The following is a 1,523-nucleotide window of genomic DNA, read 5'->3' as shown; positions in this document are numbered from 1 at the left end:
GACAGCTGCAGGAACCTGGCTGACTGGCTGGAGCGTGAGGGCGAGGATGTCCGGCTGGACCACCTTGCTGTGACGCTGGCGCTGCACCGCTTCCACTTCGCCCACCGAGCAGGCATCGTGGCCCGGACACGGCAAGAGGCGGTCGAGGGGCTGGAGGCTGTGGCTCAAGGACGGAAGACCAGCTCTGTGGTACGGGGACGCGTCACCCAGGGGCACCAGCCGAACGAGGCGCTGGACCTGACGATCCGCGATCTGGTCACCCGGGCGACCCACCCTGAGGACTGGGAGGCCCTGGCGCGGCTTTTCTGCGCCGGCTGCGACCCGACCCTGTGGTGGGAACCGCGCACAGCGCCTGTCCCGCTGCCTGGATATCCCTTCGAGGAGGTCGAGTGCTGGCCGTCAGTGATGACGGCGGGCGCTCAGCGCCCCGGAGCGGGCGCCCTGGTCGGAACGTTGCTCTCCGAGAACCTGTCGTCCCTGTCATCCGTGCGTTACGGGGTGCGTGGCCTCATCCCCACACAGGTAGGCCATGTCGTGTTCGCCGCCGCCGACGCCGCCAGGCTCGCCCTGGACGCGGCGACGCCCCCCGTCCTCAGCAATGTGGTGTGGAGGGACGAGGACGCTGCTGACAGCAGCACGATGATCACGTGCGAGCCGAGCGCCGCTGCTGGCACCGTGTGGACTCTGCTCAACGAGTCTGCTGCCCTCGTCGATGGTGAGGCCTTCCTCAGGACCGACAGGGACGAGGTCGCGTCCCCGCAGGCCCTTGAGGCTCTGGAGAGCCACGGCATGAGCGTGCACGAGACGACCGGCGCCGACCTGGCTGGTTCCGTCGACGCCCTGCTGGCTCGGGCGGCACAGGGCTGGTCGCTCGGGGGAGTGCGCGCTGTCGCCCGAGCGGAGGTTCCCGCGGACGCCAGCCAGGTGCGCTCGGTCCGGGTCGACCGGCTCACTGACGGGCTGCTTGACATCGTCCTTGCTGACAGCGACGGCGAGCCGGTGGGCGCGCTGCGGGGGATCGAGCTGGAGCCTGCCGAGCGGCCAGAGGCCGCCGGTAGGACAACGGCGGACGATGCTGCGGTCCGCTCGTGGCTGGTCGAGCAGCTGGGCGCCGCTGTGACGGAGGTGCTTGGGGTGAGCCGCGGGGAGCAGGAGCGCGACCGTGTCCTCAGCGCCTACGGCGCGGACTCCCTGAACCTGTCCGAGCTGAGTCGCGACCTCACCCGTCGGCTGGGCGTCCAGGTAGCGCCAGACATGTTCTTCAGTCATCCCACGCTTGAGCGCCTCGAGGCCGCCCTGGTCAGGCGCTATGGCGAGCAGATACGTTCCCTGGCGCCGGGGGACGAGCCGGGGCGGTCGGCACCGGTGCCACGCTCACCCCGCCAGCGGGCTGCTCGACGTCTCGATCGGCGTGTGGTTGGTGCTGGTGTGGTTGTGTCGGGGATGGCGGGTGTGTTCCCGGGTGCGGCTGGTGTGGATGAGCTGTGGTCGTTGGTGCGGGAGGGGCGTGTTGCGCTGGGTCC

The 1,523-nt window shown here is 70.3% G+C and carries 1 protein-coding gene and 1 pseudogene; both read left to right on the top strand.

Features of this window, described 5'->3' with window-relative positions:
* Positions 1-15: 15 nt before the first annotated feature.
* Positions 16-162 (top strand): annotated as a pseudogene (locus tag B1H55_RS13160) (KS-MAT linker domain-containing protein); the annotation flags it as partial.
* Between the two features lie 24 nt (positions 163-186).
* Positions 187-1,523, top strand: a 1,337-nt coding sequence (locus tag B1H55_RS11985; RefSeq protein WP_205635530.1) for a phosphopantetheine-binding protein, incomplete at its 3' end; no start/stop codon positions are given.

Source organism: Actinomyces denticolens, assembly GCF_002072185.1.
In the GTDB taxonomy this organism is placed as follows: Bacteria; Actinomycetota; Actinomycetes; order Actinomycetales; family Actinomycetaceae; genus Actinomyces; species Actinomyces denticolens.
This window is presented reverse-complemented; position numbering and strand designations above follow the sequence as displayed.